General features: G+C 66.1%; 26 protein-coding genes. 1 reads left to right on the top strand and 25 read right to left on the bottom strand.

The window, feature by feature from the left end; all coding sequences use genetic code 11:
* Positions 1-346: 346 nt before the first annotated feature.
* From ACWDUD_RS25990 to ACWDUD_RS25920, 15 genes are all read right to left on the bottom strand, one after another.
* Positions 347-1078: a GntR family transcriptional regulator gene (locus ACWDUD_RS25990; RefSeq protein ID WP_450111194.1), complete on the bottom strand. Its 732-nt coding sequence runs from the start codon at positions 1076-1078 to the stop codon at positions 347-349.
* 145 nt (positions 1079-1223) lie between these two features.
* Complete coding sequence (locus tag ACWDUD_RS25985) at positions 1224-2444, bottom strand: MFS transporter (protein ID WP_450107536.1); 1221 nt, start codon at positions 2442-2444, stop codon at positions 1224-1226.
* A gap of 15 nt (positions 2445-2459) precedes the next feature.
* The gene (locus ACWDUD_RS25980; RefSeq protein ID WP_450111204.1) at positions 2460-3863 is read right to left on the bottom strand and encodes an amidase; all 1404 of its coding nucleotides are present in this window, start codon (positions 3861-3863) and stop codon (positions 2460-2462) included.
* Positions 3864-3865: 2 nt separating this feature from the next.
* Entirely contained in the window at positions 3866-4066 is a 201-nt protein-coding gene (locus ACWDUD_RS25975) for a hypothetical protein (RefSeq protein WP_450107535.1), read from the bottom strand.
* A 1-nt stretch (position 4067) separates the two neighbouring features.
* Positions 4068-5492, bottom strand: a complete 1425-nt coding sequence (locus ACWDUD_RS25970; protein WP_450111193.1) for an amidase — start codon at positions 5490-5492, stop codon at positions 4068-4070.
* A complete protein-coding gene (locus ACWDUD_RS25965; protein ID WP_450111192.1) occupies positions 5489-5686 on the bottom strand; it encodes a hypothetical protein in 198 nt (65 codons plus the stop codon). Before ACWDUD_RS25965 ends, ACWDUD_RS25970 begins: the two co-directional genes overlap by 4 nt.
* Before the next feature lie 72 nt (positions 5687-5758).
* Complete coding sequence (locus ACWDUD_RS25960; protein ID WP_450111191.1) at positions 5759-7171, bottom strand: amidase; 1413 nt, start codon at positions 7169-7171, stop codon at positions 5759-5761.
* A 28-nt stretch (positions 7172-7199) separates the two neighbouring features.
* Positions 7200-7397 carry a hypothetical protein gene (locus ACWDUD_RS25955; protein ID WP_450107531.1) on the bottom strand — a complete coding sequence of 66 codons (198 nt, stop codon included), beginning with the start codon at positions 7395-7397 and terminating at the stop codon, positions 7200-7202.
* Positions 7398-7417: 20 nt separating this feature from the next.
* Positions 7418-8473, bottom strand: a complete 1056-nt coding sequence (locus ACWDUD_RS25950; RefSeq protein WP_450111190.1) for an ABC transporter ATP-binding protein — start codon at positions 8471-8473, stop codon at positions 7418-7420.
* 27 nt (positions 8474-8500) lie between these two features.
* Positions 8501-9457 carry an ABC transporter permease gene (locus ACWDUD_RS25945; RefSeq protein ID WP_450107529.1) on the bottom strand — a complete coding sequence of 319 codons (957 nt, stop codon included), beginning with the start codon at positions 9455-9457 and terminating at the stop codon, positions 8501-8503.
* On the bottom strand, positions 9454-10389 hold the full coding sequence (locus tag ACWDUD_RS25940) for an ABC transporter permease (protein ID WP_450111189.1): 936 nt from the start codon (positions 10387-10389) through the stop codon (positions 9454-9456). The genes ACWDUD_RS25945 and ACWDUD_RS25940 overlap by 4 nt, the downstream gene beginning before the upstream one ends.
* 25 nt (positions 10390-10414) lie before the next feature.
* Positions 10415-11902: an ABC transporter substrate-binding protein gene (locus ACWDUD_RS25935; protein WP_450111188.1), complete on the bottom strand. Its 1488-nt coding sequence runs from the start codon at positions 11900-11902 to the stop codon at positions 10415-10417.
* Positions 11903-12055: 153 nt separating this feature from the next.
* Positions 12056-13330, bottom strand: coding sequence for an ABC transporter ATP-binding protein (locus tag ACWDUD_RS25930; RefSeq protein WP_450111187.1), 1275 nt, complete (start codon positions 13328-13330; stop codon positions 12056-12058).
* 86 nt (positions 13331-13416) lie between these two features.
* Positions 13417-14754, bottom strand: coding sequence for an MFS transporter (locus ACWDUD_RS25925; RefSeq protein ID WP_450111203.1), 1338 nt, complete (start codon positions 14752-14754; stop codon positions 13417-13419).
* Entirely contained in the window at positions 14751-16328 is a 1578-nt protein-coding gene (locus ACWDUD_RS25920) for an amidase family protein (RefSeq protein ID WP_450111186.1), read from the bottom strand. The genes ACWDUD_RS25925 and ACWDUD_RS25920 overlap by 4 nt, the downstream gene beginning before the upstream one ends.
* Before the next feature lie 404 nt (positions 16329-16732).
* Between ACWDUD_RS25920 and ACWDUD_RS25915 the strand changes: the two genes are divergently transcribed.
* Positions 16733-17041 (top strand): hypothetical protein, encoded by a 309-nt coding sequence (locus ACWDUD_RS25915; RefSeq protein WP_450111185.1) that lies wholly within the window; start codon positions 16733-16735, stop codon positions 17039-17041.
* 79 nt (positions 17042-17120) lie between these two features.
* On the opposite strand, the gene ACWDUD_RS25910 is transcribed toward ACWDUD_RS25915, so the two are convergent.
* From ACWDUD_RS25910 to ACWDUD_RS25865, 10 genes are all read right to left on the bottom strand, one after another.
* Positions 17121-17711 carry a hypothetical protein gene (locus ACWDUD_RS25910; RefSeq protein ID WP_450111184.1) on the bottom strand — a complete coding sequence of 197 codons (591 nt, stop codon included), beginning with the start codon at positions 17709-17711 and terminating at the stop codon, positions 17121-17123.
* A gap of 45 nt (positions 17712-17756) precedes the next feature.
* Positions 17757-18713 carry an MlaD family protein gene (locus ACWDUD_RS25905; RefSeq protein WP_450111183.1) on the bottom strand — a complete coding sequence of 319 codons (957 nt, stop codon included), beginning with the start codon at positions 18711-18713 and terminating at the stop codon, positions 17757-17759.
* Complete coding sequence (locus ACWDUD_RS25900) at positions 18713-19705, bottom strand: MlaD family protein (protein WP_450111182.1); 993 nt, start codon at positions 19703-19705, stop codon at positions 18713-18715. Before ACWDUD_RS25900 ends, ACWDUD_RS25905 begins: the two co-directional genes overlap by 1 nt.
* Positions 19702-20787 (bottom strand): MlaD family protein, encoded by a 1086-nt coding sequence (locus ACWDUD_RS25895; RefSeq protein WP_450111181.1) that lies wholly within the window; start codon positions 20785-20787, stop codon positions 19702-19704. Before ACWDUD_RS25895 ends, ACWDUD_RS25900 begins: the two co-directional genes overlap by 4 nt.
* A gap of 64 nt (positions 20788-20851) precedes the next feature.
* Entirely contained in the window at positions 20852-21853 is a 1002-nt protein-coding gene (locus ACWDUD_RS25890) for an MlaD family protein (RefSeq protein ID WP_450111180.1), read from the bottom strand.
* Positions 21850-22863 (bottom strand): MlaD family protein, encoded by a 1014-nt coding sequence (locus tag ACWDUD_RS25885; RefSeq protein ID WP_450111179.1) that lies wholly within the window; start codon positions 22861-22863, stop codon positions 21850-21852. The genes ACWDUD_RS25890 and ACWDUD_RS25885 overlap by 4 nt, the downstream gene beginning before the upstream one ends.
* A complete protein-coding gene (locus tag ACWDUD_RS25880) occupies positions 22860-23936 on the bottom strand; it encodes an Mce family protein (RefSeq protein WP_450111178.1) in 1077 nt (358 codons plus the stop codon). Before ACWDUD_RS25880 ends, ACWDUD_RS25885 begins: the two co-directional genes overlap by 4 nt.
* Before the next feature lie 10 nt (positions 23937-23946).
* Complete coding sequence (locus ACWDUD_RS25875) at positions 23947-24825, bottom strand: MlaE family ABC transporter permease (protein WP_248674646.1); 879 nt, start codon at positions 24823-24825, stop codon at positions 23947-23949.
* A complete protein-coding gene (locus ACWDUD_RS25870; RefSeq protein WP_248674658.1) occupies positions 24825-25640 on the bottom strand; it encodes an ABC transporter permease in 816 nt (271 codons plus the stop codon). The genes ACWDUD_RS25875 and ACWDUD_RS25870 overlap by 1 nt, the downstream gene beginning before the upstream one ends.
* A gap of 41 nt (positions 25641-25681) precedes the next feature.
* A partial coding sequence (locus ACWDUD_RS25865) for an ATP-binding cassette domain-containing protein (RefSeq protein WP_450111177.1) occupies positions 25682-26395 on the bottom strand: 714 nt, incomplete at its 5' end.

Raw genomic sequence — 26395 nt, 5'->3', positions numbered from 1 at the left:
CGCCGTCGCACTCGATGGTGACGCGGGGACGACTGATAATCGCCGACGAGCACATCGACGATTGGCTGGAGTGCAAGTTACCGAGCCCGATCGTGACGGAGAAGCGAAACTGGATACTCGTAGTCACGCCCGATCTCGTCGAGAGCGGGCGCGCCCAGCACGTCCCGAAACCATGAAGCGCAAGCATCCGCCGCCAGTTCGATATCGCGCGTGAAGACATAACCGTCCGTGCAATCATCGAAATGATCACACATCGAGACGGATGCTATCGCTGCACGAGATCCGGCTGCACAGTCAGTCGTCGGCGGGGTCGGCATGCCCGGATACACAAGCACCAACAAGCTGCTCAACGCTCGTGCAGCGAGCGCATCGAGGTTCCCATCGTGATCCGGTCACCCCTCGCGTGCGACATGCTGAACTCCACCGGCCGCCCGTCGAGGTTGTAGATGACGCGTTCGGTGTCGAGCAGCGCGGCGCCGGCGGCGACTCCCAGGAGCTGTGCGACGTGTTCGTCTGCCACAGATGCGCTGACGATGAGATCCGTGTCGCCGACCAGGACGCGACCGGTTCGTTCCAGGATTTCGTAGGGCGAGCGGTCGAGGTCGGCACCTTCCGTCAGCGCCGCGCTGAGCAGATCCCCCGGCCACCACCCGCAGCGCAGGCTGAGCAGGCTTCCGTCGAGGAAGCTGAGCTGCTCGAACACGATGACATCGTCGTCCTCGCCGACCTCGAGTTTGGCCGCGATATGTCCGGGTGCGGGCATCACTTCGAGGTGGGTGAGTTTGAACGCGACCCGGTTGGGTCCGGCCTCGGAATTCTGCACCAGGTCCCACGAGTTCACGACACGATGCCTGAAGACCTCGGGGCACACGACGAAAGTGCCTGCGCCGCGAACCCTCTCGATGAGTCCTTGGTCGGTGAGGATGCGCAGCGCCTCACGGATGGTGGCGCGACCGACACCGTACCTGCTCTGAAGCCGGTCTTCGCTCGGAAGTGGGTTCTGCGCGAAGCGTCCCGATAAGACCTCCGCCCGAAGCAGGCCCCGCACCCAGAAGAGCGCTCCGATCTTCGAACGCACCGCGGTTCCCCCACCGTAAGGAGACACACTCACCTCCACCTGCGACACAGCCGACGACGCCGGCGGCAGGAGTCGTGAACTGCCGCCGGCCACCCAGTTTTCGTCGTCGGCGTTGCAGATGGTGGTCCGGATTGTGAAGATTTGGTCACGTTCGGGGTGGAAGCGTCTCCCCCACTGCCAGTGCCAGAACCAGCACGACCGCGAAACACACCGCGCACAAGGCGAGCGCTGCGGCCGACCCCATCGCCCCGATCGCTCCCCCGATCAGGACCGTGTAGAAGGTGAATCCGAAATCCTTCGAGATGCGATAGCTCGCCAGGCCGACCTGCGGACTACTGGCCAAATCCACGGCCATCGCGGGCGGCAGCGACATCATTCCACCGCACGCGACGCCCAGCACGATGACCGCCCCGATGAACAACGGCACCGATTCGAGAAACAGCGCCGCGACCCCTGCCATGACCGCACCCACTCCCAAGATCGAGGATGCGGTCAGGATCGGCCGTCTGCCTCGCCGGTCGGACGCAGCGCCTCCGACCGACATGATCACCACCTCCAGCAGGAACATGCACGACAGGACCACACCGATCCCCACGGAGGACAACCCGAAGTCCTCGACCGCCACCAACGGCAGGAGCGTGATCGCGAGCGCGCTCCGAACCCCCTGGCCGGTCGCACCGAGGCCGAGCCCCATCAGCGACCGCGGGCGGAGGATTCCCGGCAACCGCGGCAGACTTAGCCGCGGTCGCTCCATCGAAGGAAACCCGGCTCCGTGTTCGGGGATCACCCACCACACACTGATTGCGCAGATCGCAGCGAGTACCCCGCACACGTGGAATGCGATGCGCAGACCCGTATCTCCGGTGCCGATCGCCGCAAGGGCACCCCCGCCCAGCGGGCCGACCACCGAACCCAATGCCATGCATGCCGTGAACCGCCCCAGGGCCTTCCCCACATTGCCCGGACCCGCCATCGCCACCGCGGCCTGAGGCGCCGCGGACGCGAAGAATGCCAGTCCGAGGCCCTGGAGCAGCCGGAACGATGCCATGATCGGCATGTTCGGCGACAGTGCCGAACCGAAGGAACCGATGCTCCACAACGCCATCCCGAAGCAGATCGAGCGCCGCGCCTCGATATACGGAAGCAGTCGCGTCCCGAAGATATCCATCACGAACACCACCGCGGTGAGCGATGCCACCGACAGACCCGCTTGGAAGGCACTGGACCCCAAAGCAACCGCGAATCCGGCCGTCAGCGGTGCAGTGAGGCCCAGCGACAAACCTGCCAGCATCGAGAACAGGTGAAAGCCGATCGGTAGTCCTCGCGGCGACGATGTCTCATTTTCGACGACCAGCGACGTCGCCACGCCTGTCCTCCTTTCTCAGCGGACGCACACGTCCACGGGACGTCTGACGGTGGAAAGACTTTCGTACGCCGCAGCGGCACACAGCAGCGGCAGTTCGCTGAAGGGACGCCCGATCAACTGCATCCCGATCGGCATGCCGTCGGCGACTCCGACGGGCACGGCCACGGCGGGAAGGCCCAGTTGATTGGCCGGTGCCGAGAACCGGCCGATCGCGCGCGCCGACTCCTCGACCGTGCCGTCCGGCCACTCGATCGGGCCCAGTTCGACCGGTGGCGCGACGATCGGCGAGACCGGCGCCGCGAGGCAGTCGATGCCGTCGAACATGACCTTCCACGCGTCCTGGATCAACGCTCGGACCCGCAGAGCATCGATGTAGTCCGTGGCCATCACCAGCGAGCCGGTTTCGAGTGCCGTTCGCACCTGGTCGGTGTAGAGGTCCGCACGGTCGCGCAGCATCGTCCGGTGATACGCCGCAGCCTCTGCCCCGACGATGAGCCGCGAGACCGCCGCGAACTCGTCGGCGAACGGTATCTCCACCGGAACAGTGGTCGCCCCCAGCCCGACCAGTTCCTCCACCGCGCGTTCGACTGCCTCCTGAACTTCGGGTTGGACCCGATCGGTGAAGTAGTTCTGCGGGATCCCGATTCGCAGATCGACGTCTCGGCCGGCGGCGGCGAGCACCCCTTCGGCGTACTGGACCGGTGGCCGGTCGGCCGAGGCCGGATCACCGGAGTCGTACCCCGCCATCGCGGCCAGCACATATGCGGAGTCGAGCGCGGTGCGGGTCAACGGGCCCACATGGTCCAGCGACCACGAGAGCGAGGTGACGCCGCGACGCGATACCAGCCCGTAGGTCGGTTTGATCCCGAATACACCGCACGCGGCAGCCGGCATCCGGATCGAACCGCCGGTGTCGCTGCCGAGACCGGCCATGCACTCCCCCGCTGCCACGGCGGCGGCAGAGCCACCGCTCGAACCTCCGGGAATGTGGCCGGTGTTCCAGGGGTTCCGCGTGGTGGGAGTGATTCCACCGTAGGCGAACTCGTGCGTGTGAGTCTTGCCGACCAGCACGGATCCGGCCCGCCGCAGCTTGTCCACGGCCGTCGAATCCCGGTCGGGAACGTAGTCGGCTCGGACCCGGGAGCTCGACGTCGTCGGGATCCCGCCGATGTCGTAGAGATCCTTGACGCCGATGGGGATGCCGGCGAGCGGCCCCAACGTGACGCCGGCGCGTCGTGCCGCATCCACCTCCTCGGCCTGCCGGAGCGCGGTATCGCCGGTCACCGCGACGAACGCGTTCAAGGCCGGCTCGACTTCCCCGATCCGGTCGAGGCTGGATTCGGTGAGTTCGACGGCGGTGAGCGAACCTTCCGCCATGCGTTGCGCGGCTTCCTGGATGGTGAGTTCGTACGGCTGCATCGTCACGTCCATTCCGGGTCGAACGCGGCAGCCGGCGCGACCTCACCCAGGTCGATCGCGCGCACACGTGCCGCCGCCAGCCACATGTCCTCGACCGAGGCCTTCAGCGCGTCGATCCGTTGAGCGGTCAGATCCAATCCGGCGACCGCAGCCAGGACCCCGATCTTCTCCGCGGTCCCCGAGAGAATTCGTGTTTCCGCCATGTCATTCCTCCGATCCGGCAGCGACGAGTTGCGAGCCGGCGGGAACGCGTTCGTGCCATGTCGTTCGGCGTTGGTAGGCGTCGCCGACGCGAAGCACGGTCCCGTCCTCGAAGTGGCGGCCGACGATCTGCATTCCGAACGGCATGCCGGTGGCCGACAACCCCATCGGCACCGACAGCGCCGGGTTTCCGGAGCCGTTCCAGTAGTTCGTCCTCAGCGCCACGAACCGCTCCCCCTGCAGCGAGTCGAGGTTGTCCATCAGGAACGCCGACACCGTGGCGGTCGGTGTGATCACCACGTCCACCGTGGTGTAGAGCTCGGCGAGCGCTCGCTGCACGACGCGTCGGACTCGTTGAGCCTGAACGTATTCGGCTGCGGTGTAGAACGCGCCTCCGCTCACCCCTCGGCGCGTCGAACGGAAGTAGTCGTCCCACCGTGCGGCCAGATCGTCCGCGTGATACGCGAACGACTCGGACCTCGACGTGATCCGCGCCGCCGAACAAAGTTCCTCGTAGTACGGCACCTCGACTTCGACGACGATCGCACCCAGCGATTCGAGAACTTCGGCCGCGGCACGCAGCGCAGCGAAGACTTCCGGCTCGTCGAAGGAGGTCGGGAAGCGCTCGAGAGTGTCGATTCCGACGCGCAGCCCGGTGAGATCGGGCTGGAGCATTCCCACATAGTCGGGTATTGCGACCTCGGCGCTGCACGCGTCGCTGGGGTCGAACCCGGCGAGGGCGTTCAGCATGATCGCGCAGTCCTCGGCCGTCCGGGCCATGGGCCCGATGTTGTCGAGACTGTAGGCGAGCGGAACGCATCCCGACTTCGGTACCAGCCCGAACGTCGGCTTGTGCCCCGAGATACCGCAGAACGCGGCCGGCATCCGGATGCTGCCCCCGGTGTCGGTGCCGAGTCCCCCGAGGAAGGCGCCGACGACGACACCGCTGCCGGTCCCGGAACTCGACCCGCCCGCCCAGCGCGTCGTATCCCAGGGGTTTACGGGAATCGGGAACGGCTTCTCCGGATCCGGGACGCCGGTCGCGAACTCCATGGTGGTGGTCTTGCCGGTGATGACGCCGCCCGCCGCACGCAGTCGCGCGACCACCGGCGCATCGCCGAGTGCCGCAGACCATTCCGCATCGAGCACCAGGCTCTGCGCGGTGGTGGGGGCACCTTCGGTCGCAATGATGTCCTTGACGCCGAGCGGAATCCCGGCGAGCGGTCCCGGGTCGTTCCCGGCTTTCAGAGCGGCGTCGGTCTTCTCGGCTGCGGCGCGCGCTTCGTCGTCGAAACGGCGGAGGTAGACGCCGATCTCCGTGTTCGTGCGGTCAGCGTTGGCGATCGACTCCTCCACGAGTTCGACCGCGGTGATCTCACCACTGCGCAGTTGGGCCGCGCTCCCCGCGATAGTCCGATAGGTGGTCATGCGGACACCGTCCCCACACGCAGCACGATGGCCGGTTCCTCGTAACGCGTCTGCGCCATCGACCGGACGCGGTCGGCGTGGAAGCGGGACTGCTCGAACGCCTCGACCAGGTAGGGAACCTCGTCCTCGGGGATCGTCAGTCCTGCGAGCTCCAGCATCTCGAGCGTTCGGGCCTTCGAAACGTCTTGATCCATCGATCCTCCATTCATCGGTCTGGACGGCACGCGCTCCGCCCGGTGTGTGCGGTCACCGGGCGGAGCCCGTTGTCACACAGCGGCGGGTTGAGCGATCGGCGGCACCAGCAGGTGCCAATCCGTGACGCTTTGCAGGGCGTCGGCGACCTTGAGGACCGTCGCTTCGGCGAACGGCCGCCCGATGATCTGCATCGACATGGGCAGTCCCTCGGCGCTGAGTCCGACGGGAATGGCGACTGCGGGCAGGCCGGTGAGATTCCAGTGGCCGGTGTAGCTGGGCTGGCTGAGTCGCTTGCTGACGTCCATCGTGTCGGCGCGCTCGGCCGGTGTGGCCGCGGCAGGCGTCACGATGACGTCGTGCTCGCGGAGCAGCGCAGCCACTTCCGCCGAAAATGCGGTCCGCAGCCTGTTCGCCTGCATCACGTCGGCGGAGGAGAAGAAGGCTCCGCGGGCGAGGGCGGGGCGGGTGAACGCGCCGTAGTCGGACCAGCGCGAGACGAGGTTGTTGCGGTGGTACGCGAATGCCTCGGCGACCAGGATGATGTGGTTCGCTTCCTTGGCCTCCGCGGCGTAGGCGAGGCTGGTCTCCGCCACGGCCGCACCCATCTCGCCCAGCCGGCCGACCGCTGCCAGGACAGCTTCGCGCACCTGAGGGTCGAGCATCTCGTGGTCGAAGAAGTACGGCATCGGGAGCGCGATCTTCAGCCCGTCGACGTCCCCGTCGAGCTGCGCGGAGTACGCGGGAACGGGCACGTCGGCGGCGTTCGGGTCGCTGGGATCGTGTCCGGCCATCACCTCGAGCATGAGCGCGCAGTCGTACGCGCTGCGGGCCATCGGCCCGATGCTGTCGAGGCTGTACCCGAGCGGGACCACGCCGCTCTTCGGCACACGTCCGAAGGTCACCTTCAGGCCGGTGTGGCCGTTCGCAGCCGCGGGGCCGCGCACCGATCCGCCGGTGTCGGTTCCGAGACCGCCGAGCGCCAACCCGGCCGCGACCGCGATTCCGGTGCCCGAACTCGAACCTGCGGGCGTGTGGGCCACATTCCACGGGTTGTGCGGTACGAGAAAGCCCTTGTCCGGGTCCGGAAGACCCAGCGCGAACTCGCTGGTGGTCGACTTACCCACGAAGACCGACCCGGCGGCCCGCAGGCGTGCCGCCACAGGGGCCTCGTGGTCCGGGCACCAGCCGCCGTCGAGGATGCGGCTGTTGGCCGTGGTACCTGCGCCCCGCATCGCGATGATGTCCTTGATCGCAAGCGGAATTCCCTGGAGCGGACCGGTGTCCTTCCCGGCAGCGAGATCCGCGTCTGCGGCGGCCGCCTGTTCGAGGGCCTGGTCCTTGGTGACGGTGACATAGGCACCGAGTTCGTCGTTGAGTCGCTCGACCCGGGCGAGCACGGTCTCGGTGATCGCCACCGACGTCGTCTCGCCCGATCGCAGTGCCTCCGCGGCCTCTTTGATCGTCAGCGGAATATCGCTTGTCACAGGAGTTTTCCTTTCTGAGCTTCAGCGCCTACACGGGAAGAAATGCAGTCCTCGAATCGAAGGTCACGGCCGGCTCGACGAACTCGAGTTCCGGGAGGTACAGCGAGTCCGCCGCTGCCCGCATGACCGGATAGTCCCTGACCATGGTGTCGAATTCGCGTTCGCTCACGGTCAACTGTGCGGCCGACAGGATCGCCGCAACCATGTCGTTCGGTGAAACAGCCATCATTGGTGCCTTTCTCGATTTCAATGCTCGGAAACTCCTGGAAGGAACTCGACGAGGTCTCGCGCACCTCCTTCCGGGTAGAGGTGGCAAGCGACGGCGTGCCCGGCCGACACCTCGACCTGCACCGGCGCCTCGCTCGCGCACCGGTCGTGGGCGAACGAGCATCGGGTCCGGAACCGGCACCCGCTCGGAGGGTTCAGCGGGCTGGGAATCTCGCCCGCGTCGACGGCCTCCGGATCGTCGCGCCGGCTCTCGTCGGGATCGAGATTCGGAATGGAGGAGAACAGCAACTGGGTGTAGGGATGCAGGGGATGCTCGTAGAGGTCCGACGCGGCACCGGATTCGACGACCTGCCCCAGGTACATCACCGCGATGCGATCGCTGATGTACTCGATCACGTTGAGATCGTGACTGATGAATACGTAGGTGAGCCCGTACTCTTCCTGCAGATCCTCGAGCAGGTTCAGCACCTGCGCCTGAATCGACTTGTCGAGTGCCGAGACCGCCTCGTCGAGGACGATAAGCTTGGGCTGCAACGCAAGTGCGCGAGCGATGTTCACGCGCTGGCGCTGCCCGCCGCTGAGTTGATGCGGGTAGTTGCCGGCGTAGTTGCTGGGCAGGCCCACGTCGGCCATGACCTTCGCGACGCGTCTGTCGATCTCGTCGGCGGCGACACCCTGCACCCGCAGCGGGAAGGCGATCGACTCGCTGATGGTGGCCCGGGGATTGAGAGCGGACGACGGGTCCTGGAACACCATCTGCATCTGCTCGACGGCGGCGCGGTCGCGCTTGCCGGTGGTCGAGATCTGCTTGCCGTCGAAGATGATCTCGCCGGTGCTCGCCGTGTGGAGACCGACGATGATCCGGGCGAGTGTGGACTTGCCACAACCCGATTCGCCGACGATGCCGAGTGTGGTGCCCTCGTCGACCGAGAGCGACACGTGGTCCACGGCCGACAGCGAACGAGTCTTGAATCCGTCCCGCACGGCGAACGACTTGGAGACGTCGAGGATTTCCAGAACCGGGTGCCGGGACTTCGGCGTGGATAGATCGGGATTTTCAGTCGTGACGGTCATTTCACGCTCCTTCCGTCGATCGTCTTGTCACAGACGCGAATCCATTGCTTCGCGAAGGGCGTCGCTCGCCATGTTGAATGCGACCGAGGCAAGGAAGATGAAGATGCCCGGAATCATGGCCACCAGCGGCTCGACGTAGAGCGCGCCACGCATGCTGTTGAGCATGTAGCCCCATTCCGGTGCCGGCGGCGGGGAGCCCAGGCCCAGGAAGCTCAAGCTCGCCGCGGTGATCATCGCGACGCCGACCAGGCCCGACGAGTAGACGATGATGTCGTTCAACACGTTCGGCAGCACCTGGCTGCGGGCGATCCGGATGCGCGATGCTCCGGTCAGCCGGGCGGCCTCGATGTACTCGCGGGAGACGACCCGGCGGGTCGCCGATTCCGCGACACGTGCGACCGGGGGGATGAACACGATCGTCACGGCGATCACGGTGTTGGTCAGGCCGGGGCCGAGGGAGGCGCCGACCGCTATGGCCAGCAGAATGGCCGGGAATGCGTACAGCACATCCATCGCGCGCATCAGACCGCTGCCGATCAGCCCTCCGACCATGCCCGCCGTGACGCCGATCGCGGTGCCGATCAGTGCCGCGACGAGGGTGGGCACGAAGCCGGCCACCAGCGACAGCCGTCCGCCGTAGACGATGCGGGCGAACATGTCCCGGCCCTGTTCGTCGGTGCCGAGGATGTGCCCTCCGCTGAACACCCCGAGCAGGCGGTCCGCGGGGTTCCCGACAAGCGGGTCGTGGCTCGTGATCAGCGGCGCGAAGATTGCCGCGAGGACCAGGAGCAGCACGACGGCCGCGGCACCGACACCGACCTTGTTGGCGAGGAATCGGCGGCCGGTCTCCTTCCAGAACGACTGGCTGCGAACGCTCTCTTCCTGCGCCAGCCACGCTTCGCGGAGTCGCTCCGCCTCCACCTTCGATTCGGTCGTCGGCGCGCTGCCGGCGAGTGGTCCTTGTTGCAGGAGAAGAGTGGTCATGCGACACCTGCTCTCACTCGGGGATCGATTGCCGCTTGGGCGAGATCGACGGCCAGGTTGATCAGGACGAAGCAGAGGGCGATCACAAGGGTGGCGCCCTGCACGACGAGGAGGTCACGCGACGAGATTGCGTTGAACACGAGCATTCCCATGCCGGGCCAGCGGAAGATCGTCTCCACGAGGACCGATCCGCCGAGCAGCGCACCGATCTGGACACCGGACGTGGTGAGCACCGGGGAGATCGCGTTCCGCATGACGTGCCGGTTGATCTGGGTGGAGCTCAGGCCCTTCGCTCGAAGTGTCTCGATGAAGTCCGCGCTGTACACGTCGACGACACTCGCCCGGGTCACCCGGGCCGTGATCGCCATCGTGACCAGCGATCCGGCGAGGACGGGAAGCGTCAGGTGCCGCAGCGCCGTGCCGAGACCCTCGTCGAGGACCGCCCCGCCGGACGGGAACCACTTCAATCCTCCGGAGAACACCGCCAGGAGCACGATCGCAAGGAAGAACGACGGGATGCTCAGGCCGGACAGGCTGATCACCGACACCACCCGGTCCACGACCGAACCGCGGCGGATACCTGCGATGAATCCGATTGCGACGCCGGCGACGATGCCGAACACCGCGGAAGCGAGCGCGAGGACCATGGTGTTGCCGATCGCCTGGGTCAGAAGATCGAGGACTTCCCTGCGTCGTTGCAGGGAATAGCCGAGATCACCCTGGAGGGCCGCCGTCAGCCAATCGAAGTAGCGGATCGGCAGAGGTCGGTCGAGGCCGAGTTCGGCACGCATGGCCTGACGTTCTGCGTCGGTGGAATCCTCGGTCATGAAGGACGCGACCGGGTCACCGGGTAGGACCTGCATGAGCAGGAAGACGACGATGGATACACCGAAGAGCGTGGGCACCGCCAGCGCGGTACGTCTCAAGATCACCGAGAGCATTGACTCCCCCTCGAAGCTATTCCATGGAGATGGTGGTGAAATCCACCCACCAGGACTGCGGATGTACGTAGCCCTGAACCCTGGGTGAGAGCACACGCAGGTTCAGGTCGTGCATCCAGAACAAGAAGTCGGCGTTGTCGACTGCCGCGCCCATCATGTCCTGGAGATAGCGGTCCTGCTCGGCCACATCGGGCTGCTGAGCGGCGGCAAGAAGCGCGTCCGTCGCCTTCTGGTTGCACATGCCCGAGGCGTTGGGCGAACCGCCGGGAAGGACGCACATGAAGGCGGTCGAATACAGGGACGGCATCATTCCCGCCGCCGGCGACGCCCACAGGATGTCGATGTGCTGCCACTGCGGCTTGTCGAGACCTTCGAGGCTCGCGGTGAGCAGCGTGTTCCACTCCATCGGTTCCAGCGTCACGTCGACCCCGATCGCCGCGAAGTCCGCCTGCAGTTTCTGCATCATCACGTCGGGGAACATGTTCCCGGATCCACCCGTCGGGTAGGCCATCGTCAGCTTCAGCGTTCCGGGCTGGGTTCCCGACTCGGCGAGGAGCTTCTTGGCCTTCTCGACGTCGTAGGTGTACCCGGAGTTGTTGTCCACGTCGAAGGCGGGATGACCGTCGTACACCCACTGCGAGGCCGGGTAGCCCACATCGTTGATCAGCGCGGCGGTGCCTTCACGATCCAGCGCGAAGTTCAGGGCCTGCCGGAGCGCCAGGTTGTCCTTGAACGGAGCCCGGAACTGGTTGAACCGAGGCATGATTCCGTGCGGGTACTTGCCGAGCTGAATGTTGAAACCTTCCGCCTCGAGCTGAGCGATCGAGTCCGGAGCCGGCACTTCTGCCCAGTCCACCTCACCGGACGTCAGCGCGGCGAAACGCGACGCGGCCTCGGCCTGCGGGTAGAGGACGATCTTGTCCAGCTTCGGCACATTGCCCCAGTAGTCGTCGTTCCGGGTCAGCTCCATCACTTCGCCGTCGACGTACTCGGTCATGACGAACGGCCCGGTTCCCGTTGCGAACTGGTTGTAGGCGTCGTTGCCTACTTCCTTGACCTTGGTCGGGCTGGGGATGTAGATCGATGCGACGTCCCAGGGAACCCAGGCGTAGGGCTGTGAGGTCCGGATCGTGACGGTGTAGTCGTCGACCTTCTCCCAGCCGGAGATGAAGCGGAACGCAGCCGCGCCGCGGCCGGCATCGGTGGCGGAATAGAATTCGAAGTCGGGGTTGCGCATCCGGTCGAACTGGAAGATGACCGCATCTGCGTTGAAGTCCGTGCCGTCGTGGAACTTGACTCCCTCCCGCAGCTTGAACGTCCAGGTGGTCAGATCCTCGCTCGATTCCCACGATTCGGCCAGAGACGGCTGGGGCGTCGGAAGTTCTTCGGCCTGATCGAGATTCAGTCGGGTCAGAGCATCGTAGATGTTGTTCCCGACGAATCGGTAGCCCTCGTAGCCTTCGTTCGGCGGAGTCGCGGGGTAAGGAATGTTTCCCGCCGACATCGCGATCCGCAGAACCTGGTCCCCACCATCCGCCCCGCTTGCGGAACCACACGCGGTGAGTGCGATCGTTCCGGCGAGGCCGAGGGCCAGAAGCCGTAGCCGCCGAGGCTTAGAAGCTCGGCTGCCACGGCGCACCAATCCCATCCGCATAGGTCAGTTCTCCCTGGTACTGAGTGCCATTTCGGCACGTGGACTGAAAACACAGCGACTGAATCGCTCTTCGCCGATCTCTGCCAATGCCGGTAGCTCCGACCAGCATTCCGAGACGGCGTCCGGGCATCGCGGCGCGAACGAACAACCCGGAGGAAGCCGCTTCAAGCTCGGCGGCGCCCCGATGATCGCCCGCGGACGCGAATCCTGCCCGGGTCGGACGTTGGCTTCGATCAGCCCTTCCGTGTAGGGATGTTGCGGATTCGTCAGCACCGCTTTGGCTGTGCCGTACTCGACGATCCGCCCGGCGTACATCACCGCCACGCGGTCGGCCAGCTCGGCCGCCACACCGAGGTCGTGGGTGACCACGATGAGTCCCATGTCCGCTTCCATCTGGATCCGGCGGAACAGCCGGATCATCCTGGCCTGCACGGTGACGTCCAGGGCAGTGGTGGGCTCGTCCGCGAGCAGCACCTGCGGGGTTCCCGCGATCGCCATGGCGATCACGATCCGTTGCCGCATGCCGCCGCTCAACTCGGACGGATACGCCTTCAGTCTCGTTTCCGGCGAGGGAATCTGGACGAGTTCGAGCAGTTCCAGCGCCCGGGCTCGGGCACGAGAGCGAGACATCTTCTGGTGGACGAGAATCGTCTCCACCAGCTGCTGCTCGACGGTATAGACCGGATCGAGCGCGGTGAGCGGGTCCTGGAACACCATCGCGACGTCTCGTCCGCGAACGCGCCGGCGTTCGCGGCTGCTCATCGCGAGCAGGTCCCGGCCCCCGAGCCGCACCTCACCTTCGATCAAGGTGCTCGGCGGCTGGATGCCGAGAATCGACCGCAGCATTGCGCTCTTGCCACTGCCCGACTCTCCGATCACGGCGAGAACCTCACCGCGTTGCACCGAGAACGAGACACCGTTGACCGCTCTCAGATTGCCCTTCTCCGTGCGGAACTCGGTGACGAGGTCGCGAACTTCGAGCGCCGGCGCCGAAACGTGCAACTGATCTCCGGTAGCAACGACCGGCTCCTTCACAACTGCCTGGCTCATCAACTCACCCTTCCTTTCACGTTGCCGCTGATCTGTGGGCGAAATCCTCGATGACGAACGCCTCCTCGCGTCCGTGTCACTCGCTTCATCGCGGCCGGCATCGTCGCAGCACCGAACGAAGGAGAAAGTGTGCATCTTCGTGTGGGCATCCGATGAATCGTGAAATGATCGGGCCCGTTTGATCTTTCGAGGACCAATATTCCAGAGTGTTGTTTCTTGAAACTGCACCGAGTGTTACAGCACAGGTCATTTCGTAACAATCGAACTGATCGACGGACAAATGCAGCCCTACACAGTAGAGCGCACAGCCTGGATCACACCCGCGATTTTGCGCGCAAGGAAACCGTCGACGTGACCTTCGTCGCAATTGCAGAATCGGAATTGCCGGTCACGCCGTCACTTTCATCCGAAGCGCGCCTTCCGGTTCGAACAAGCAATGCTGCACCGACGAGAAGCGCGCACGCGATCATCGACGCCCCCGCGGTCACGACAGCGAGCGGAACTCCGAGCAGCTCCGACAGGCCGCCCGTTGCGGTCGACCCGAGTGCGGCGCCGGTGAAGAACACCATCATGTACAACGACATGACCCGCCCTCGCACCCAGTCCGCACTGGACATCTGCACTCGGGTGTTGACCGCGACCACGAAGTACATCAGCGCGATCCCGGTCGGAATCAGCATTGCCGCGAACAGCTCGTACGTCGGCATCACACCGAGGATGCACTCGCAGATTCCCGCCGCGGCAGCACCACCGAAGACGGTTCGCCGCTTCGGCATTCCCGATCGGAAGTTCGATACGAGCGCGCCGAAGACGGAACCTATCGCCATTGCCGACGTCAGCATTCCGAAGGCGAGAGCCCCGCGACCGAACAGCTCACCCGACGCCAGCGGGATGAACACCTGGATGCCGTTGAGACCGAGAGCGCTGATGACTCCGGCGATGAGGAGCAAACCGACGAGGTCCGTCGACGACAGGACGTACCGGATCCCCTCCCGGAGCTGCCCCTTCTCCCGTGGCACACGTCCACCTCCGGGCACGCTGCGGCCGATCGAATAGAGCGAGACGATAATTCCCAGCGATGCCACGACGTGCAACAGGAATACGGTCCAGGTCGCGGTGACCGCCATGATTCCGCCTGCCACCGCCGGCCCGATCAAACGCGCCGAATTGAATGCAGCAGAATTCAATCCGACCGCATTTCCGATGAATTCGGGATCGACTACAAGATCGGAAACGAACGTCTGTCGAATGGGCGCATCGAATGCCGTCACAATTCCCACCACGGCGGCGAGCACGTACATGATCGGAAGTGACATCAGCCCAGCGAAATCGAGGACTGCCATCAGCGCGCTGACGGCACTGATGGCGCATTGCGTGACGAGCAGAATCTTCGCCCTGCTGAACCTGTCCCCCACCAGGCCGGCGTACAAACCGAACACGAGGGTCGGGGCGAACTGCAGGAATGCAACGACCCCCAGTGCGACGCCGTTGCCGCCCGAGAGTTGCATGACGACCCAGACCTGGGCCGTCCGCTGCATCCACACGCCGATATTGCTGACGAAACTTCCCCAGAAATAGCGGCGATAGTTCGGGACCGTGAGTGACCGGAACACCCGCCCCTCGTGTCGTGCGGAGTTGTTCCGGCGCCTCATACGGTCACGGTCGCTCGTGCACTCGACACCAGCTCTTCCTGAAGGTCGGGCTTCGCCTGCTCGAAGGCATATGCGATGCGAAGCAGTGTTCCTTCGTCGAAGAATCGACCCACCAGCTGCATGCTCGCGGGCAGACCGCCGATCATTCCGCACGGCACGGCGAGCGCGGGATGACCGGTGTAGTTGAACGGCCGGGTGTTCCGGACAGCCTTGCCGACGACCGCACCGGCCAGTTTCACCGCGAGCGCCTCGCCGGGCGCGGGTGCTTCGTACTCGGGTGCCGTCGTGAGCGTCGTCGGCATCACGAGTGCGTCGACTCCGGCCAGGACACGATCGAACTCGCCGATCACCTGGCCACGCAGGTTCTGCGACTTCGCGTAGACGCGCCCGCCGTACAGTCGCCGGCTGAAATCGGCGACGAGATAGTTGAGCTTGATCCGCGGATCCAACCCGTCGGCATCGTTCGCCCACATCCGGTTGATCGCCTCGATGTTCTCCGCCGGGTACCACGTCCGCGTGAACACCCCGAAGAAGCCGGTGTCGAAGACCGCCCGGGCGCCTTCAGGCATCAGCGCCGTCTGCGCACGCAAAGCCCAGGCGAACGCGGGCACGGACACTTCCACGATCTCGGCACCGAGGCCGGCCAGGACCTCGGCGGCCGCCATCACCGATTCGGCCACCGCAGGATCGGCATCGGCGAACCCGTCACCCAGGATCCCGATACGCATCCCCTCGACCCCGCCCTCGAGCCCGGAGAGAACGTCGAAGCACTCGGGTGTCGTCGCCGACTGCCGCGGGTCGAGACCGTCACGCCCTGCCACCGCCTGGAACGCAGCCGCGGCCAACCGCACCGTCCGGGTCAACGGCCCGACGTAATCGACGCTCTGATCCGAGCCGAACCCTGCGCCGAAGTGCGAGACCGCGCCGAAGGTCGGCTTCAGGCCGACCGTGCCCGACCACGACGCCGGGATCCGGATGGAACCACCCTGGTCCCCTCCGAACGAGATGTCGACGTCTCCGACCGCCACCGCGGCCGCCGATCCCGACGACGAGCCACCCGAAAGATGCTTGTGATCATGGGGATTCAAGACTCGTCCGAAGTCCCCGATCCCTCCGCCGAAGCCGAAGCCGCCGCCGAGGCCGTCCATGACGTTCTTCCCGACGACCGTTGCGCCGGCAGCCAGGCTGCGGGAGACGATCGTGGCGTCGTAGTCCGCGATGTTGCCCTCGAGGGCCTGCAATCCGTACGCCGTCGGCGTCCCGGCCACCGCGATGTGGTCCTTGAAGCTGACAGTGAGTCCGTGGAGAGGTCCGCCTTCGGCACCCTCGATGCGTGTCTTCCACATCCAGGCGTTGAGCGGATCCTCCGCTTCGCTCGGCCGATACCCGGCGGGCCGTGCCGTCGCGAACTGCGGCGGCGGATCCTCGGGCAGGTCCGAACCGAGAAACGCGTCGAACTCCTCGAGGACGTTCACCAGATGGCTCTGGTAAACCTCCGCCTCTGTTGACGTGATTCCGATTCCCAGGCGTTCCGCGACGCCGATGATCTCGTCGATTCCAGGTCTTCCGGCCATCTTCACCTCCTAGTTAGCTGAGGGAAAGATGCGCCAGATGTCGCCGGATTGCCACCGCTGCACGGGTCTGCACTGTTACGCCAGTGCAACACTTTTCGTCGAACGTCCTGACCTGCACGTTTGCGGCACGATCACGTCCCGCGTCGCCAGCTCCGCCAGGTAACCGCCGTCACAACCGGCCTGCTGCAGTACGCCAGGGAATCTGTTCCTGCCGACGCGCAATCCGAAGAACGGCATCTCTCGCGACTCCTCGTCGGACACGCCTGGAAACGGGGACCTGGTTGATCTGTCGGCCTCGAATGGCACACTGTGCCGACCATCCCGATCGGGTTGGGACCTCGGATCGTCAACGCTCCGTCCGGTCCCGCCCCGATCACACCATCACGAATTCGAGTACACCTGACATGAACGACGACCCGATCCCCTCACCCGTCGATATCGACAAGCTCTCCGTCAACATGCGCGTCACCGCCGACGCGCTCGAGTCCGCCGAGATCCTCGTCGAGTTCGCGATTCCCAAGTTCGCCGCCCTCGACCCGGCCGAGATTCAGACGATCGACCCGGAACTGGGCACCCTGTCGGACACGGCCACGGCCGATGTGCTGAAGGTGGTCGCCGACGAACTCTCGGACGCATTGTGGGCACTTCGGAAGGCTCGGGAGCACATGGTCTCCATCGCGGACCGCACCGACCGGATGTACCCGAGGGCGTAATCCGCTCGCCGGACGGACAGAAACGTCGGTCCTGGACGTCGGCGGTTGTCCGATCAGCGCGCGGATCCGGACGGAAGCGTCACCGGGGCTGTTCGGGCAGTGCCTCTCCCCCGATCCCACTGATCTCGGTGATCGCCCATTCGTCGTCGCTGTCGAGGGTCAGGCGATACGTCGCGGTCGATTGGATTCCTTCGGGTGCCTGGGCGTTGGTGGTGTGGACGCTGACGAAGCAGTCGACGGTGTAGGTGCCGTCGGGGCCGGCTTCCGCCTTGGCGGTGATGGGTTCGGCGGTGGACGACCACTGGAGGGGCACGATGATCTGTTCCATCGACGTGGCGGCCCTGGTGAGGCGGTCGGTGAGTTCGGGGGTGGTGCCGGCGACGAGGCGGCCCTTCCATGCTCCGAGGTCGCGGAAGTCCATTTCGGCGGCGCCGATGGCGTAGTCGAGGGCGACCTGTTCGGCCTGCTCGCGACCGGCCGCGTCCGCGAGGAGCGCGTCGCGTTCGCTGCGGGCGTCGAGCCACTGCCAGGTGGTCAGGCCGAGGGCGGCGACGAGCACCACCCCGGCGGCCCCGACCGCGGCGCGGGGCGGGGTCCACCGCTTGCGGTCGGCGGTGATTTCGACCAGATCGGTGCGGTCGGTGGCGTTGGGCAGGGTGGTGACGTTCATCGTTTCCTCGTCTGTCGTGGCTGGCCGGGATGGGGAGGGGGACAGTCAGTTGCCGGGCATCTCCAATTTCAGGGTGAGGGCGTCCCCGGATTCGGTGGAGGTGAGGACGTTGTTCATCAGCGTGCCGATGTCCATGCTGCGGATGCTGTTCGCGGCTTCGGACACGGCAGGCAGGAGGTTGACGCCGATGGTTTGGAGGTCAGGCGCGGTGGCGTCGAGGAACTTCTGCAGTTCGCCGATGAACGGGCTCGCGCCGTACTTGATGCCGGCGTTGAGGGGGCCGCGGTCGGAGGCGAAGCGGATACCGGCGAGCAGATCCTTGAAACCACTACCGAATTCGGCAACACGGGGTTCGGTGGCGCGCATCCCCTCGGGAATGGTTCCACTGTCGAGCAGCAGAGGCTGGACGGTGCGGAGCAGCGTGGTGAAGGTGTCGGAGTTCTGCGTGATCGTCGCGGCCATGAGTTCCCCCGACCGCTCGAGGTTGCTGTAGACGCGCTGGTCGTCGGGCAGTGCGATGTCGAGGGTGCGGAAGATCTCCCGGACGCCGTCGGGTTCGACCTGCGTGAGCAGATTGGTGAGCCGCTCGGACAGTTCCTCGAACGTCGTGGGCACGACCACATGGTCCGACGCGAGCACGGCGCCGTCCTCGAGGGACGGTCCACCGTCCGAGCCGGGTGACACGGCGAGGAACGGCTCCCCGAGGGCCGACAGGTTGTCGAGGCGGACGGTGCTGTCCGCGGCAATCGGGGTGTTCCGGTCGTACTTCCACGACACGATGACGGCGTCGGCCGACGCCGTGATGTCGGTGACCTCACCGATGTCTATGCCGCGCAGCAGGACTCGCGATCCGACGACGAGCCCGTTGGTGTCGGGCACCTCGACCTGCGCGGTGTAGACGTCCTCCATGAGTCCGGTGCGCAGACCCTGCTGGCTCATGTATCCGAAGGACAGGGCCGCGATGACGGCCATGCCGCCGAGGGACAGTACGGTTCGCCGCATCACTTCACAGCTCCCAACATTCGCAGGATGTTCTCGGCGTCGGACACGAGCTGGTCGCCGTTCGTCGAGTCGACCGCGACGACGTCGACGGCCGGCTTCTGCGCGAACGGGATCAGCGTGGTCCGCAGGAAGTTGGACAGGTCCACCGCCGCGGACGGGGTGCCACGTGAGATGTCGGTGGTGTCGGCGAGCGACTCGAACATCGGGATCAACCACAGGCCGCCCTCGTAGAGGCTGCCGACCGACGGGAGGATCTGGCCGATGTGCGAGACGACATCGACCGCGAGGCGACGCCAGTAGTGCACGGTCTCCGCATCGAAGATCGTCTCGAGCGACTCCGCGTTGTTGTTCAAAGTCGTTGCGGTGGCGTCCAACCCGTTGAGCATGCGGTCGATCTCCGCGGTTCGCCCGCCGAGATCGTCGAGGTCGACGGCGACGGTCGAAGCGAGACGCTGGATCTCGGGCACGTCCGGCATGACGGAGTTGACGCGACCCATCACCTCTTCGATGCGGCGGATGCTGCCGCCGTTGATGAAGGTCGCGAGGACGGCCATCGTGTCCTCGAGCTGGGGCGGCGAGGTGGTGCGCTCGGTGGGGACGGTCGCGCCGTCGCGGAGGTACTCCCCCGTCTTGCCCTGCGGGTCCCGCACGAGCGCGACGTAGGTGTCGCCGAGCAGGGTGTTCTGGCGGACGATCGCACGGATACTCGCCGGCACGCGCGTGTCGGAGCGGATCCCGGCCGTCACGGCGACGCTGTCGTCCTGGAGGGCAACCTCGCGGACCTCGCCGACGCGGACGCCGTCCATGATGACGTCGGCGCCGGACGGCAGGTTCATCACGCTGGCGAACTCGATCGAGATCTCGTAGCCGTCGCCGATACCGCCGCGCACGGACGGCAGGTCCTCGGGGCGCAGCGAACACGCCGAGGCGACGAGGATGAGGGCCAGCGCCGTGAAGGTCCGGATTCCGCGCCGGATCGTGGTCGAGGTCATCGCACCGCTCCGTTCAGGTCGAGCAGACCGAGCAGGCCCTCTTCGGTGATCTTCTCTCCCGAGCCCGCACGATTGCAGCTTCCCGGGCTCAGCGATTCGAGGAGAGCGCAGAGCCGTTCTGCTTCTTCGTCTTTCAGAGCGATCGCGGGCGGGGTGAACCCTGCCGTCAGCGGCCCGGACTGTGCGGTCTGCTGGTCCACGGCTCCCTTCAGGGAGGGCACGGTGGAGACGAGGTCGCCGATGTCGCCGGAGCGGGCCGCGGCGAGAGCGATCGCATCGGTCGCCTGGCCGTGCACGAACGGCCAGATCTCGTCGCCGTACCTGTTCTGGACGTCGTCGAGCAGGGCGACGAGCCATCCGATGCCGACGCAGACGTCGATCGTTCCGGGCCACAGGTCGATGCCGGCGTCGACGACGTCGGGCATATTCGCGACGATGTTCTTGATCGCCGCCCACTGGGCGAGGGCGTCCTCGGTCAGCGGGGCCATGTTGTCGATGGACGAGCCGATGTCCGCGACGAACCGGTCGGGGTTCTCCATCGCACTGGCGGCGTGTTCCATCATCGCCCGCGCGTTCGGTCCCTGGCCTCGCAGCGACTCGTTCAATCCGGTCACGGCCATCTCGATGGTGTCCTCACCACCCTCCGGCGAGAGCGCCTCGATGAAGTCCGCGGCCGATCCGACGACCTCGGAGATCGTCTTCGGTGTGTGGCTGTTCCGGAGCGGAATGCACGATCCGGGTTCGAGGGTCGGCCCCGACTCGTAGTTCCCGACGAGTTCGAGGCTGCGGTCCGCGAGGATCGACTTCGACCGCGTCACGGCCTGGACGTCGGCGGGGAACAGACGTCCGCCGTCGGTCGTGAAGACGACCTCGACGTGATCGCCCTTCGACACCACCGAGTCGACCTTGCCGACCGGAAAACCCATCTGCGTGACGGGGTTTCCCGGGTAGAGGCCGATGCCGTCGGGCATCTCGGCGCACAGGGTCTCGGACGGTGCCCCGGTGTCGTTCGCCTGGGCGTGGGTGACGGCGACGCCGCACGACGACGCGATCGCGGTGGTGGTCAGCGCGATGATCGTCATTCTGGTCGTTCTCTTCACAACAACCTGCCGTTCGTGTCATCAAGACGGAATGTCGAGGGCTGCATCAGCATTGGCGTCCCGGTACGGGGACACAGATGTCCGAGGCCATCAGGGTGCCGCCGCCGATCTCGGCGATGCCGGTGGGCGTGAGCCAGTTCGCGAGCTGATCGCGGGTTGCGGCCAGTGCGTCGATCGACGGCCCGAACTCCGCGTTGAACTGCTCGATCATGCCGCGGACCTGTGCGATGCCGGCCGCCACCTCCTCGCGGTGGTCGAGGTAGTACTCCTCGTACGGCGCGACCGTCATCAGGACGTGGCCGAGCAGGCGGTACGCCTCGTTGAAGCCCGCGTGGGTGGTGTTGTAGGTGGCGAACACGATGTCGATCTCGCGGATCAGGTCGAACACCATCTGGCGGCTCGCGTTGAACGTCGTCAGGTACTCCGAGGCGAGGCTCGCGACGGTGTGGACCTGGGCGCGCTGGTGGTCCATGACGCGCGCGACCGCGCTCATTCCGGCGATCACCGATTCGACGGAGCCGGGGTTCTTGTTGAGGGCCTCCGCGACCTGCGCGAGGTTGGCGTCGATCAGCTCAGCCTCGACGTTGTCGGTGACGTTGGGAGCCGCCTGCAGCACGTCGCCGATGGAGTACGGGACGGTGACCTGCGCGGCGGGGAGGGTGGAGCCGCCGAGCGGAACCTCGCCCAGGGGAACGAGCGTCACCGCGTAGCCGCCGACGGGGGTGAGCATGCGAACCTCGACGCGGGTGTCGGTGCCGACCTCGAGGTCGTCGTCGACCTCGGCGGTGACGCGCACCGAGGTGTCACCGAGCTGCATGTCGGACACCTTGCCGACGGACACACCCGCGACGCGCACGTCCTGCCCCACCGAGATGGCCGAGACGTCGGTCGTCTCGAACGAGATGGTCTTCCGTCCGGGCGGATTCGTGTACAGGACCGCGGTGGCGACGAGACCCAGGACGACGAGAGCCGCGACGCCCGCGCCGATCCGGAGATCGTTGTCGAACCACGCCGCGATGCGGCCCGATCCGAATCGTCCCTTGCTCATGACGCGCTGCATACGACGACCTCACTACCGTTGAGAAGAACCTGGACATCGGTCGGCAACTGGGCGAGACCGTGGGTGCAGCCCGCTCCCGCTCCAGCGGGCAGACTCGCCGGCAACTGCAGGCCGGCGACCGCCGGGGGCAGCAACCGAATCGCGTCCGCGGCTTCCTCCAGCGACGTGAACGCCTCGGCGACCATCGCGTCGACGTCCGCACCCGGCGCGAGGCCGTAGGCGTCGAGCAGTCGCTTGACGGGGGTCAGGAACTGCGGACCGTAGGACGCGGTCTTCGGGAACTCGTCGAGAACGGTCATGGCCTTTCCGATCGGGAAGCTCACGGAGCGAAGGAATTCGACGACGCCGTCGGAGCGGCCGCCCATGCTGTCCGCGATCCGGGCGAGATTGTCGGCGAGGGTGGACAGGACCTGCTCGCGGTCGGCAGCGAGGTCGGCGAGCTTCTGCGCGTCGTCCATCATCGGGGCGAGACCGCTGCCGTCGCCCTGCAGCAGCGAGATCGCGTTCGCGGCGAACCGGTTGATGTCCTCGGTGCTCATCGTGGCGAGCACCGGCTGGAGGCCGTTGAACAGCTCGGTGATGTCGAACGACGGCCGGGTCCGGTCGAGCGCGACGTGATCCACCGGAGTACCGGACCCGGATCCGAAGTCGACGTCGATGTACCGCACGCCGGTCAGGTTCTGGTACTTGACCGCCAGGGTGGTGTCGTCGGTGAGGGTGTAAGGCTCCTCCATCGTGAATCGCACTTCGGCGATGGTGCTGCCGTCGCGGCGGTGCAGGTCGATGGACTCGACCTTCCCGATGCGGACGCCTCGGGTGCGGATGTCGCCGTTGGATCCGAGACCGGACACGTCGGAGAATTCCGCGGTGTAGCTGCGGGTGGCGCCGTCCACGGGGCTGCGCATCGCGCTGATGACCAGACCGAACAGCATGACCGAGATGACCGCCGCGATCACGAGTTTGACGATGGTCGCGATGTAGGTGGCTCGGGTCGTCATCGCTCGCCTCCTTCCGGGGCCGGTGCCGCTCCGAGTCCAAGGGGCGCTGTGAACGAGGGGAAACCGTCGACGAGGATGCGCAGGCGCAGGCGCTGTCCGTCGGGGGTGTCGACGAAGGTCGAGTCGAGGCGCCGCACGATCTCGCGGGCCGCGGCCGGGGTCATACCGCCGTTGACGAGGTGCGGGAAGACGTCCGAGGCCACGACCACCGTGTCGATCAACGGGGTGAGTTCACCGCCGTGCGACGCCAGCAGGGCGCCGGCCTGACCGAACAGCTGGTTCGCGGCGAGCGTCAGACCCGCATTCGCTTCGTCGAACACCGCATCGTCGACGCCGATCGAGCCGTCCGCGAGGTGGTTGTAGTTGCTGTCGTAGATGGCCATGAGGGACGCGATCGCCTGCTCGCTGAATCCGGGCATCGCCTCGAGGATGTCGTTGAAGTGTGCGATCTGGACGGTCGGGAGTTCCTGCTGGGTGTCGGCGACGTGATCGGCGACCTCGACGCCGGTGTCGATCCACGGCGTCAGTCCGTCGAGGTAGTGGACGGTCTTGTCGAGCGACGAGATCATGTCGTCGGTCAGGGTGCCGTCGATTGTCAGCGAGCCCTGCTCGATCATCGTCGACATCGTGTAGTCGCCCTGTGGTTCACGTGCGAGTTCCATCCCGGAGGCGATCGGGTTGCCACCCGGCTGCGCGACGAGGTTCACCGCGGACGTGCCGAAGTAGTTCTCGGGCCGGAAGTCGAGTTCGAACCGGTCGGTGAGTCCGCCGATCTGCTCCTCGTCGAGAACAAGGTGCATCCGCACCGATTCGGTGTCCGTGCGTTCGAGTTCGGTGACGGTTCCGACGGACCGGCCGCGCAACACGACCTTCGTTCCTTCCGTGACGCCCGGTCCGACATAGGCGACGTCGACTGCGACGTCGATTCCCTTCGGGGCGGACCACTTCGGGTACATCGTCGCGCCGACGGCGGCTGCGACCCCGAGTACCGCGAGGGTAGCCATTCCGGTCGTTGCCAGCCTCCGCGACTGCTCTGCCGCTGTTCCGCGCAGGAAGTCCTGGCTTCTCGACATGTTCGTTTCCTCATCCCTTGAAGACAAGTTCGGGGCTCAGGCCCCAGATGATCACCGTCATCACGAAGTTCAGGACGACGATGGCGACCAGGCTCGCGCGGATCGCACGTCCCGACGCCGAGCCGACGCCCGCCGGCCCGCCCGACGCGAAATACCCGTAGTAGCAGTGGATCATCGTGACGACGGCACAGAAGATCAGGGCTTTGGCGACCGACGCGGCCAGATCCGGAACGTTGAGGAACTGGCCGAAGTAGTGGTCGTAGGTGCCGCTCGGCTGGTCGTGGAAGTTCTTGACCACAAGACCACCGGTGATGAAGCTGACGACGAGCGCCATGAGGTAGCCGGGCAGGACCACGAGCATGCTGCCGATCAGGCGGGGTCCGACGACGAACGGGATAGCCTGCAGACCGATCGATTCGGTCGCGTCGATCTCCTCGGAGATGCGCATGGACCCGATCTCGGCCGTCATCCGGCAACCGGCCTGGGCCGCGAAGCCGATGCCGGTGATGATCGGCGCGATGACGCGCACGTTGCCGAACGAGCCGATGATGCCGGTCAGGGCGCCGAAGCCGAGCAGGTCGAAGGCCATGAACGCCTGGATGGCGACGACCGCGCCGACTGCGATACCGAGGAAGAACATCAGGCTGATGACACCGCCGTCGACGACGAGCGACCCGTTGCCCCAGGCCATGTTGTTCATCGTCGCGAGGGTCTGCTTGCGGTAGTGCTTGACGGTCTTCGGGAGCAGGTAGAAGGTGCGGGCCGTGAACAGCACGATCTGGCCGAGTTCCTCGACCGCTCCCCTGGCGCGTCGGGTCACCGCACCGAGTCGGGCCGACACCGGTGTGTGCTTGCGAATCCCGCGATGCGCGGGTGTTCCGGTCGTCATCACGCGAGCCTTGCCGGGAAGAACATCAGCTGGAGCTGGCTGACGACGAGGTTCGCGATGAAGATGCAGAACACGCTCAGCACGACGGAAGCGTTGACGGCGTTGGCGACGCCGGTCGGTCCGCCCTTGGCCTCGAGGCCGCGCAGGCCGGCGATGAGCACGACCATCGCGGCGAAGATCACCGATTTGAGGACCGAGAATGCGAGGTCGGTGGGGGTGGCGAAGGCGCCGAAGGACTGCCAGAAGCTGCCCGGCACAACGTCGTTGACGTTGGCAGAGATGGTCAGGCCGGCGGCGACACCGGCGGCGATGATGACGATGCACAGCATCGGGGCGATCGCGATCATCGCGAGGAAGCGGGGAACGACGAGGCGCTGGACGGGGTCGATGCCCATGACCCGGATCGCCTCGATCTCCTCGCGGATGGATCGGGCGCCGAGGTCGGAGGCGATCGCCGAGGCGGCCGCGCCGCTCATGAGCAGACCCGCCGCCATCGGCGCACCCTGGCCGACGACGCCGAGGCCGCTGGCCGCGCCCGCGAGGGAGTTGGCGCCGACCTGGTTCATGATGCCGCCGACCTGGACCGAGACCTCGGCGCCGATCGGGACGGCCATCAGGAGCGCCGGCAGTGCGGTGACCTTCAGGAGGATCCACATCTGCTCGATGACTTCACGCAAGGGCAGCTTCATCGCGATGGTGTCGGTGACGCAGTAGCGCAGGACGTTTCCGCCCAGGCGGGCGGACCGGCCGCTCGTCGCGAGGGATGCGGCCGGCTTGCTCGTCAGGTACTTCGCGAGGCGCGACAGGCCCGACATCCCCCGCTTCTTTTCCGCCAGGGGTGCGATGGCGGGTGCGCTCATCGGACGACCACCGCCGGGATCTCTTCGGTGGGGGTGTCGAAGTCCCGGTACTCGGCGTATGCCGGTTCGGCTCCGAGGCTTTCGCGGATCGCGTGCTGCGCTGCCTCGGGCAGCGTGTGCAGGATCGAGCGGACACGGTCCTGGCGGCGCGCCACGGCGCGGCGTTCGGGCATGCCCGGCGTGGCCTGCATCTGCGGCACGATGCCCTCGACGTCGTCGACACCACCGGCATGATGCCCGGCGTCGACGAGCGCCTGCTCGTGCGCCATCTGCGCCTCGTCCTTCTCCTCCGACATCCCGATCGGACCGATCATCGTGCCGTTGAGGAACTGCTTGACCACCGGCTCGTCCGAGGTCAGCAGCACCTCGCGCGGACCGAACATCACCAGCTCGCGACGGAACAGCATGCCGATGTTGTCCGGCACCGTCCGCGCCAGGTTGATGTTGTGCGAGACGATCAGGATCGTCGCGTCGATCTCGGCGTTGATGTCGATCAACGTCTGCGAGATGTACGTCGTGCGCACCGGATCCAGCCCCGAGTCCGGCTCGTCGACCAGGATGATCTGCGGATCGAGCACCAGCGCCCGGGCCAGGCCGGCACGCTTGCGCATACCGCCGGAGATCTCACCGGGCAGCTTGTCCTCGGCCCCGAGCAGACCGACCAGCTCGAGCTTGTCCATCACGATCTTGCGGATGTCGGACTCGGACTT

The organism is Rhodococcus sp. NPDC003382, assembly GCF_053589135.1.
This window is presented reverse-complemented; position numbering and strand designations above follow the sequence as displayed.

What these genes read in the sequence shown, in the direction of transcription:
- ACWDUD_RS25915 (WP_450111185.1), top strand. Translation starts at nt 16,733, where the DNA reads ATGAACGACGACCCGATCCCCTCACCCGTCGATATCGACAAGCTCTCC.
- ACWDUD_RS25875 (WP_248674646.1), bottom strand. Translation starts at nt 24,825, where the DNA reads ATGACGACCGGAACACCCGCGCATCGCGGGATTCGCAAGCACACACCG.
- ACWDUD_RS25970 (WP_450111193.1), bottom strand. Translation starts at nt 5,492, where the DNA reads ATGACCACCTATCGGACTATCGCGGGGAGCGCGGCCCAACTGCGCAGT.
- ACWDUD_RS25925 (WP_450111203.1), bottom strand. Translation starts at nt 14,754, where the DNA reads ATGAGGCGCCGGAACAACTCCGCACGACACGAGGGGCGGGTGTTCCGG.
- ACWDUD_RS25880 (WP_450111178.1), bottom strand. Translation starts at nt 23,936, where the DNA reads ATGTCGAGAAGCCAGGACTTCCTGCGCGGAACAGCGGCAGAGCAGTCG.
- ACWDUD_RS25980 (WP_450111204.1), bottom strand. Translation starts at nt 3,863, where the DNA reads ATGCAGCCGTACGAACTCACCATCCAGGAAGCCGCGCAACGCATGGCG.
- ACWDUD_RS25885 (WP_450111179.1), bottom strand. Translation starts at nt 22,863, where the DNA reads ATGACGACCCGAGCCACCTACATCGCGACCATCGTCAAACTCGTGATC.
- ACWDUD_RS25975 (WP_450107535.1), bottom strand. Translation starts at nt 4,066, where the DNA reads ATGGCGGAAACACGAATTCTCTCGGGGACCGCGGAGAAGATCGGGGTC.
- ACWDUD_RS25870 (WP_248674658.1), bottom strand. Translation starts at nt 25,640, where the DNA reads ATGTCGGGCCTGTCGCGCCTCGCGAAGTACCTGACGAGCAAGCCGGCC.
- ACWDUD_RS25950 (WP_450111190.1), bottom strand. Translation starts at nt 8,473, where the DNA reads ATGACCGTCACGACTGAAAATCCCGATCTATCCACGCCGAAGTCCCGG.
- ACWDUD_RS25905 (WP_450111183.1), bottom strand. Translation starts at nt 18,713, where the DNA reads ATGCGGCGAACCGTACTGTCCCTCGGCGGCATGGCCGTCATCGCGGCC.
- ACWDUD_RS25935 (WP_450111188.1), bottom strand. Translation starts at nt 11,902, where the DNA reads ATGTCGGCGGGAAACATTCCTTACCCCGCGACTCCGCCGAACGAAGGC.
- ACWDUD_RS25910 (WP_450111184.1), bottom strand. Translation starts at nt 17,711, where the DNA reads ATGAACGTCACCACCCTGCCCAACGCCACCGACCGCACCGATCTGGTC.
- ACWDUD_RS25920 (WP_450111186.1), bottom strand. Translation starts at nt 16,328, where the DNA reads ATGGCCGGAAGACCTGGAATCGACGAGATCATCGGCGTCGCGGAACGC.
- ACWDUD_RS25965 (WP_450111192.1), bottom strand. Translation starts at nt 5,686, where the DNA reads ATGGATCAAGACGTTTCGAAGGCCCGAACGCTCGAGATGCTGGAGCTC.
- ACWDUD_RS25900 (WP_450111182.1), bottom strand. Translation starts at nt 19,705, where the DNA reads ATGACCTCGACCACGATCCGGCGCGGAATCCGGACCTTCACGGCGCTG.
- ACWDUD_RS25955 (WP_450107531.1), bottom strand. Translation starts at nt 7,397, where the DNA reads ATGGCTGTTTCACCGAACGACATGGTTGCGGCGATCCTGTCGGCCGCA.
- ACWDUD_RS25945 (WP_450107529.1), bottom strand. Translation starts at nt 9,457, where the DNA reads ATGACCACTCTTCTCCTGCAACAAGGACCACTCGCCGGCAGCGCGCCG.
- ACWDUD_RS25895 (WP_450111181.1), bottom strand. Translation starts at nt 20,787, where the DNA reads ATGACGATCATCGCGCTGACCACCACCGCGATCGCGTCGTCGTGCGGC.
- ACWDUD_RS25890 (WP_450111180.1), bottom strand. Translation starts at nt 21,853, where the DNA reads ATGAGCAAGGGACGATTCGGATCGGGCCGCATCGCGGCGTGGTTCGAC.